Origin of the sequence: Jatrophihabitans sp., from assembly GCF_051960575.1 — a bacterium.
Lineage (GTDB): Bacteria > Actinomycetota > Actinomycetes > Mycobacteriales > Jatrophihabitantaceae > JBQCEE01.
On the sequence record NZ_JBQCEE010000018.1, the window covers coordinates 1 to 7,835 of the forward strand.

The following is a 7,835-nucleotide window of genomic DNA, read 5'->3' on the forward strand; positions in this document are numbered from 1 at the left end:
GCCGAACAGCACGAGCACGGCCGCGCAGCCGATGAGCCCGAGTTCCTCGCCGATGATGGCGAAGACGTAGTCGGAGTTCGCGTTCGGCACCCAGCCGTACTTCGACGTGCCCTGGCCGAGGCCGACCCCGAAGACGCCGCCCGAGGCGAGTGCGTACAGACCTTCCACGGTGTGGAAGCCGGTGTTCTTGGCGTCCTTGAACGGGTGCAGGAATGTGATCAGCCGCTCCCAGCGGTAGGGCGCGGCGAAGGCCAGGGCGGCAACGGCGGCGGCAAGCACGGCGACGACCGCGACGAAGTAGCGCATCGGCATGCCGACCATCCACAGCAACCCGAGCAGGATCAGCATGAAGCAGCAGGTGGTGCCCAGGTCCGGTTCCAGCATCACCAGGCCGGCGACGAGCGCGAACACCGGAATCAGCGGGACGAACAGGTGCCGGGCACGACGCAGCGTCCCGAACTGCTGTTTGCGCGCCAGCAGGTCGCCGCCCCACAGCAGTATCGCCACCTTCGCGACCTCGGACGGCTGCAGTTGCAGCGGGCCCAGGTCGATCCACCGGCGGGCGCCGTACACGCCGACGCCGATGCCGGGGATCAGCACCGCCACGAGCGACGCGAGCGCCAGGGCGAGGATCGGGTACACGAGCATGCGCAGCACGCGCGGCGAGAGCCGCATCGCGAACCAGAAGATCGGCAGCCCGATCGCGACGAAGACGACCTCCTTGCGCATCTGCGCCCAGATCGAGACGCCGGCCGAGCCGTCGGACGCCGCGATGGTCGTCGAGATCGCCATGAGGATGCCGAAGCCGAGCAGGCCGGCGGCTGCGAGCATGAGCAGCTGCACGGACGCGTAGGGCTTGTCGAGGAACCGCACGCCGTCAGCGGGCTCGCGGTCGGTGTCCCGCGAGGGGCGCGACGGCAGGCCGGGGAGGGCGGGCAGGCGGTCGCGCAGCTGGGTCAGGTTCATGCGCCCAGCGCGTGGACGGCGGCGGCGAACGCGTCGCCCCGGGCCCCGTAGCCGGCGAACATGTCGTACGAGGCCGCCGCCGGCGCGAGGAGCACGGTGTCACCGGGACGGGCTAGTTCCGCGGCAGCGCGGACGACCTCGGACATGGCCCTATCGTCGGTGATGGCCACCATGATCACGGGGATCTGCGGCGCGTGTCGCTGCAGGGCCGCTGCCAGCAGGGCGCGGTCGGCGCCGAGCAGCACGGCCGCCCGCAGCCGCGGCGCGACGGCCGCGACCAGGTCGTCCGGGTCGACGCCCTTGAGCTGACCGCCGGCGACCCAGACGATCGGCTCGTACGCCGTCAAGGACGCGAGCGCCGCGTGCGGGTTGGTGGCCTTGCTGTCGTCGACGTAGGTGACGCCGCCGCGCTCGGCGACGAACTGGTTGCGGTGCGGATCGGGGACGAACGACCGCAGCCCGTCGGCGACGGCGGCGGCCGGCACGTGCACGGCGCGCGCGAGCGCGGCGGCGGCGAGCGCGTTCGCGACGTTGTGCGACCCGGGCGGGTGCACCTCGCGCGCCTCGGCGAGCACGACACCGTCGTCGCCGAAGGCGCGGCTGACCAACCGCCCGTCGAGCACGCCGAGCGCACCCTCGTCGGGCTCGCCGAGGGTGAAGGGCACGACGATCCGGTCGCGCACCGCGGCCAGGCGCGGCGCGACCTCGGGGTCGTCGAGGTTGCCGACCGCGACACCACCCGCCCAGACCTGCGCCTTCGCGTCGGCGTAGGCGGCGAAGCTGCCGTGCCAGTCGAGGTGGTCCTCGGCCAGGTTCAGCAGCGCGCCGGCGACCGGTGCGAGCGACGGCGCGAAGTGCAGCTGCTGGCTCGACAGCTCGACGGCGAGCACCTCGTACGGCGGGTCGGCCAGCACCGCGTCGATCATCGGCACGCCGACGTTGCCGACCGCGACGGCCCGCATCCCGCCCGCGCGCAGGATCGACTCGAGCATGTGCACGGTGGTCGTCTTGCCGTTCGTGCCGGTGATGGCGAGCCAGGCGGCGGGCCGCGGCCCGCGCAGCCGCCAGGCGAGCTCGGCCTCCCCCCACACGTCCACACCACGTGCCGCGGCGTCGACCAGCAGCGGGTCCGTCGGCCGCAGGCCCGGCGAGGCGACGACGAGGTCGACCATCGGCGGCACGGCGTCGACCGGCCCCAGCCACTCTGCGCCGGCGGCGACGAGCTCGTCGACCGCCGGCCCGCGGTCGCGCGCCGTGAGCAGCACCCGCGCCGACCGCGGCAGCAGCGCGCGGGCGGCGGAGGCGCCGGCCACGCCGACGCCGGCGACCAGCACGCAGCGTCCGTCGAGCCCGTCAGCCATTGCCGATGAAGTCGGCATAGAACAGCCCCATGCCGAAGGCGACCGCCACGCCGCTCATGATCCAGAACCGGACGATGACCGTGGTCGGCTCCCACCCGGCGAGTTCGAAGTGGTGGTGCAGCGGGGCCATGCGGAACACCCGTCTGCCGGTGCCGGTGCGGATGCGGGTGAACTTGAACCAGCCGGTCTGGATGATCCCCGAGAGCGTCACCATGGCGAACAGGCCGCCGAGCACGACGAGCAGCAGCTCGGTGTGGGTGAGGATCGCCAGGCCCGCCATGAGGCCACCGAGCGCCATCGAGCCGGTGTCGCCCATGAAGATCTGCGCGGGCGGGGCGTTCCACCACAGGAAGCCGAAGCACGCCGCCATCGCCGCAGCGGCGACGAGCGCGACGTCGGCGGGGTCGCGCACGATGTAGCAACCGGCGGCCGGGCTGCTGCCGCAGCTGTACTTGGCCTGCAGGAACGCGATGAGGGTGAACGCGCCGAACACCATGGCGGACGAGCCGGCCGCCAGGCCGTCGAGGCCGTCGGTGAGGTTCACGGCGTTCGAGGTGGCGGTGACGATGAGATAGGCGAGGATCACGAAGCCGATCGCGCCGAGCCCGATCGGCGCGATGTCGCGCACGAACGACAGATGGGTGGACGCGGGCCGGTCACCGAACCGGTTGCGGAACATCAGCGCGAAGACGCCGAAGACGACACCGACGACGAGCTGGCCCAGGAACTTCGCGCGCGCCCGCAGGCCCAGCGACCGCTGCTTGCGGATCTTGATGAAGTCGTCGAGGAAGCCGACGACGCCGAGGCCGACCATGAGGAACAGCAGCAGCAGCCCGGACGCCGTGGGGCCGCCCTTGCCCTGGATGGCCAGCACGACGTGCGCGACGCCGTAGCCGACCACCGTCGAGCCGATGATCGCGACGCCGCCCATGGTGGGGGTGCCGCGCTTGACCAGGTGCGACTGCGGGCCGTCGCTGCGGATCTCCTGCCCGAACCCACGTCGCCGGAACCACGCGACGACCAGCGGGGTGCAGAGAATCGAGGTGATCAGGGCGAAGACCGCGGCGATGAGGATCGTCTTCACGCCGTCGTCTCCCCTGTCAGCCGCGCGGCCAGCCGCTCGAGGCCGGCCGAGCGCGACGCCTTCACCAGCACGATGTCCCCCGGCTGCAGCTCGGCCTCGAGGGCCGCGACGGCGGCGGGGATGTCCGGCACCCAGCGTGACTCGCCGTCCCACGAGCCCTCGAGCGCCGCGCCGTGCTGGATGGGCCGGGCCTGGTCGCCGACGGCCAGCACCAGCGACACGTCGAGCCGCACGGCGAGGCGGCCGAGCGCGTCGTGCTCGTCCATCGCGTCGGCACCGAGCTCGGCCATGTGGCCGAGCACGGCGATCGACCGCGCCTGCCGCGACCGGGCGATGGACGCGAGCGCCTTGAGCGCCGCGCGCATCGACTCGGGGTTGGCGTTGTAGGCGTCGTTGATGATCACGACGCCGTCGGGACGCTCGGTCACCTCCATGCGCCAGCGGCTGGCCGGCCGGGCCTCGCTCAGCGCGGTGGCGACCTCCGCCACGGACATGCCGCACTCGAGCGCGACGGCCGCGGCCGACAGCGCGTTGCCGACGTGGTGGCCGCCGACCAGCAGCATCGCCACCTCGGCCCGCTCGCCGCGCGCGAGCAGGGTGAATCGCGGCCGCCCAAGGTCGTCGAGGTGCACGTCCTCGGCACGCACGTCGGCGGTCGGGGCCTCGCCGACGGACACCACCCGGGCGGCGGTGCGCGGCGCCATCGCCGACACCAGCGGGTCGTCGGCGTTGAGCACGGCGACACCGTCGGCGGGCAGCGCCTCGACGAGCTCGCCCTTGGCCTGCGCGATGGCCTCGCGCGAACCGAACTCGCCGAGGTGGGCGCTGCCGACGTTGAGAACGACGCCGATGCGCGGCCGGGCGATGCCGCAGAGGTACCGGATGTGGCCGACGCCCCGCGCGCTGTTCTCGAGCACCAGGTAGCGGGTGGACGCGTCGGCTCGCAACACCGTGTACGGGTGGCCGAGCTCGTTGTTGAACGAGCCGGGGGGCGCGACGGTCGGCCCGAGCCGCGCGAGCAGCTGCGCCATGAGGTCCTTCGTCGAGGTCTTGCCGCTCGACCCGGTGACACCGACGACGGTGAGTTCTGGCAGCCGCGACAGCACCTCGGTGGCCAGCCGGCCGACAGCCGCGAGCACGTCGCCGACCTCGATGCGCGCACCCGCGACGGGCCGGCTCACCAGCGCGGCCACGGCCCCCGCATCGAGCGCGGCCGCGACGAACTCGTGCCCGTCGACCTGCTCGCCGGCGAAGGCGAGGAACAGCCCGCCCGGCCCGACCTTGCGCGAGTCGAACTCGACGCCGCCGGTGACGGCGGTCGTCGGGTCGGCGTCGCGCAGCGTGCCGCCCACCGCCGCAGCGATCTCACCGAGGGTCAGCGGGATCATCGCGGCACCTCCCGCAGCGCCTCGCGCAGCACCTCGCGGTCGTCGAAGGGGTGCACGACGCCTGCGACCTCCTGTCCCGTCTCGTGGCCCTTGCCGGCGACGAGCACGGTGTCCCCGGGCCGCGCCGCCTCGACCGCCTCCAGGATCGCGGCCCGCCGGTCGCCGACCTCGCGCACCTCGCCGCGCTGTGATTCCGGCACGGCGAGCGCGCCGGCGACCATCGCCGCGCGGATGGCGGCCGGGTCCTCCGAGCGCGGGTTGTCGTCGGTGACGATGAGCAGTTCGGCGCCGCGCGCGGCGATCTCGCCCATGTGCGGCCGCTTGCCGCGGTCGCGGTCGCCACCGCACCCGAGCACGACGATCAACCGCCCCTCGGTGAGCGGACGCAGCGCCTTGAGCGCCCCCTCGACCGCAGCGGGCTTGTGGCTGTAGTCGACCACCGCGAGGAACGGCTGGCCGGCGTCGACCCGCTCCATGCGTCCGGGCACCGCCGCGTGGCCGACGGCGTCGGCGACGCCCGCGGGGTCGATGCCGGTCTCGGCCAGCAGCACCAGCGCGAGCAGGGCGTTGGCCACGTTGTACCGTCCGGGGATCGTGCACTCGGTCTCGAACTCGCCGCGCGGGCCGCGCACGCGGAACGCCGTCGCGCCGGCCGGGTGCGCGTGCACGTCGAATGCCGTCCAGTCGGCGACACCGGTCGTGCTCACGGTGACGAGATCGGCGTCCGCGGCCGCGAGGCGGCGACCCCACACGTCGTCCAGCATCGTCACGCCGCGGCGGGTGCGCCGGAACAGCGACGCCTTCGCGGCGAAGTAGTCGTCCATGTCGCGGTGGAAGTCGAGGTGGTCCTCGCTGAGGTTGGTGAAGGCACCGACGGCGAAGTCGATGCCGTCGACGCGGCCCATGGCGAGCGCGTGCGACGAGACCTCCACCGCCACGTCGGTGACGCCGCGCTCGCGCATGACGGCGAGCAGCGCCTGCAGTTCGGGCGCCTCCGGGGTGGTGAAGCCGGTGGGGATCTCGTCGTCGCCGATCATCGTCGCGACGGTGCCGATGAGGCCGGGCGTGCGTCCGGCAGCCAGCAGCCCGGCGCGCACGAGGAAGGTCGTCGTCGTCTTCCCGCTCGTGCCGGTCACCCCGAGCACGCGCAGGTGCTCACTGGGCCGGCCGTAGACCTCAGCGCTCACCGGGCCGAGCGCCGCGCGCACGTCGGCGACCTCGACCACCGGCAGGGCGGAGCCGGCCAGCTCGCGTCCGGCGGCATCGGTGAGCAGCGCGACCGCACCGGCCGCACGCGCCTCGCCGGCGAACGACGCGCCGTGCGCCGACCGGCCCGGCAGCGCCGCGAAGAGGTCACCGGGCCGGACGAACGCGGTGCCGGACGTGACGCCCGCGACCTCGGTCGCCGCGTCCGCCTCGTCGACCCGGCCGCCGACGAGCGCCGCGAGCGCGGCCAGGCGGCGGGGCGCCACCTGCGCCGGACGCGGGACTCCGGACGCGGGACCAGGCACGTCAGCAGACGTTAGCGGGCAGGTACGCCGGGTTCGCGTGCCTGCAGTCCATGAGTGATTCGTGGCGCGGCAGCGAGCCGGTCGGCGGCACGTGCGCGTGCTGCACCTCATAGGACGCGATCTGGTTGAACAGCGGCGCCGCGACGTCGCCGCCCTCGACGCCGTGGGCCGGGTTGTCGACCATGATCGCCACGACGAACTGCGGGTCGTCGGCCGGGATCATGCCGGCGAAGGTGTCCCAGTTGGCCCAGTTGCTGTAGACGCCGTTCACCGGCTGCTGCGCCGTGCCGGTCTTGCCCGCGACGCGGTAGCCCGGCACCGCGGCCTTGACGCCGGTGCCGCCGGGCATGACGACCGACTCGAGCATCTGCCGCAGCGTCGCCGACGTCTGCGGGCTGACCACGCGGACGCCCTTCGGCGCCGCCGTCGTGGTCACGGTGCCGTCCGGCCTGGTGATCGACTGGATGATGCGCGGCGGGACGCGCACGCCGTTGTTGGCGATGGCCTGGTAGATCGAGGCGAGCTGCAGCACGGTCATGCTCTCGCCCTGGCCGAACGGCAGGTTGGCGAAGGTCGAGTCCGACCACGTCGACATCGGCGGCAGGTAGCCGGCGCTCTCGCCCGGCAGTTCGATGCCCGTCTTCTGCCCGACGCCGAACAGCTTCTCGTAGCGCATCCAGGTCTCGGGCCCGAGCTTCTGCGCGATCTTCAGCGTCCCGACGTTCGAGGACATCGCCAGGATGCCGCGCGCGTAGTACGGGTAGACGCCGTGCGCCCACGCGTCGCTGACGGTGACGCCGCCCATCTGCATGGAGCCGTCGACGTTGATGCGGGTGCTGGGCGTGATGAGGCCCTCCTGCAGCGCCGCGGCGAAGGTGATCGACTTCTGCACCGAGCCCGGCTCGAAGGCCGACATGACCGGTGGGTCCTGCAGGTTGTCGCGGAACTTCGCGCTGGACGCGAGCGCGAGCACCTGGCCGGTGTGCACGTCGAGGATCGCCATCTCGGCGCCCTCGGCGCCCGACAGCGGGACGTCCTGGTCGAGCAGCTGCTGCGCCACGTACTGCAGGTTCTGGTCGATCGTCAGCCGGATCGTCGCGCCGTTCACGGCCGGGTCGGTGACCGTGCGGCTGCTCGGGTTGACGTTGCCGACGTTGTCGACGCTGTAGGTCTCACTGCCGTCGTGGCCGGCGAGCAGGCTGTTGAAGGCGGCCTCGAGACCGGACGCGCCGCTGCCGTCGCTGTGCACCGTGCCGAGGATGTTCGACGCGGTGTCCTGGCCCGGGTACTGGCGCTGCGTGGTGGCCTGCAGGTAGATGCCGGTGAGCTTGAGCGCCTGCACCTGCTGCGCCTTCACCGGCGGGATGCCCGTCGCCAGCACGGCGTAGCGGCCCGGCTCGTTGAGCGCCTGCACGATGCTGAGCGTGCTGACGCCGAGCAGGGGCGCCAGGCGGGCGGCGTAGGCGGTGCGCTCGCTCGGGGCGACCTGGGTGGGGTCGGCGGTGACGTCCTGCGCGGCGGACGT

The 7,835-nt window shown here is 73.2% G+C and carries 6 protein-coding genes; all 6 read right to left on the reverse strand.

Annotated elements, in window-relative coordinates:
- Nucleotides 1–966 (reverse strand): FtsW/RodA/SpoVE family cell cycle protein (locus tag ACTHMS_RS00835; RefSeq protein ID WP_440304782.1); only part of this gene is annotated, 966 nt, incomplete at its 3' end.
- Complete coding sequence (gene murD / locus ACTHMS_RS00840) at nt 963–2,327, reverse strand: UDP-N-acetylmuramoyl-L-alanine--D-glutamate ligase (protein WP_440304783.1); 1,365 nt, start codon at nt 2,325–2,327, stop codon at nt 963–965. The genes ACTHMS_RS00835 and murD, both read right to left, overlap by 4 nt.
- Nucleotides 2,320–3,411, reverse strand: a complete 1,092-nt coding sequence (gene mraY, locus ACTHMS_RS00845) for a phospho-N-acetylmuramoyl-pentapeptide-transferase (RefSeq protein WP_440304784.1) — start codon at nt 3,409–3,411, stop codon at nt 2,320–2,322. Before mraY ends, murD begins: the two co-directional genes overlap by 8 nt.
- A complete protein-coding gene (locus tag ACTHMS_RS00850; protein WP_440304785.1) occupies nt 3,408–4,799 on the reverse strand; it encodes a UDP-N-acetylmuramoyl-tripeptide--D-alanyl-D-alanine ligase in 1,392 nt (463 codons plus the stop codon). The genes mraY and ACTHMS_RS00850 overlap by 4 nt, the downstream gene beginning before the upstream one ends.
- Nucleotides 4,796–6,421 (reverse strand): UDP-N-acetylmuramoyl-L-alanyl-D-glutamate--2,6-diaminopimelate ligase, encoded by a 1,626-nt coding sequence (locus tag ACTHMS_RS00855; protein WP_440304786.1) that lies wholly within the window; start codon nt 6,419–6,421, stop codon nt 4,796–4,798. The genes ACTHMS_RS00850 and ACTHMS_RS00855 overlap by 4 nt, the downstream gene beginning before the upstream one ends.
- The coding region (locus tag ACTHMS_RS00860) for a peptidoglycan D,D-transpeptidase FtsI family protein (protein ID WP_440304787.1) at nt 6,312–7,835 on the reverse strand (1,524 nt) is incomplete at its 5' end. The genes ACTHMS_RS00860 and ACTHMS_RS00855, both read right to left, overlap by 110 nt.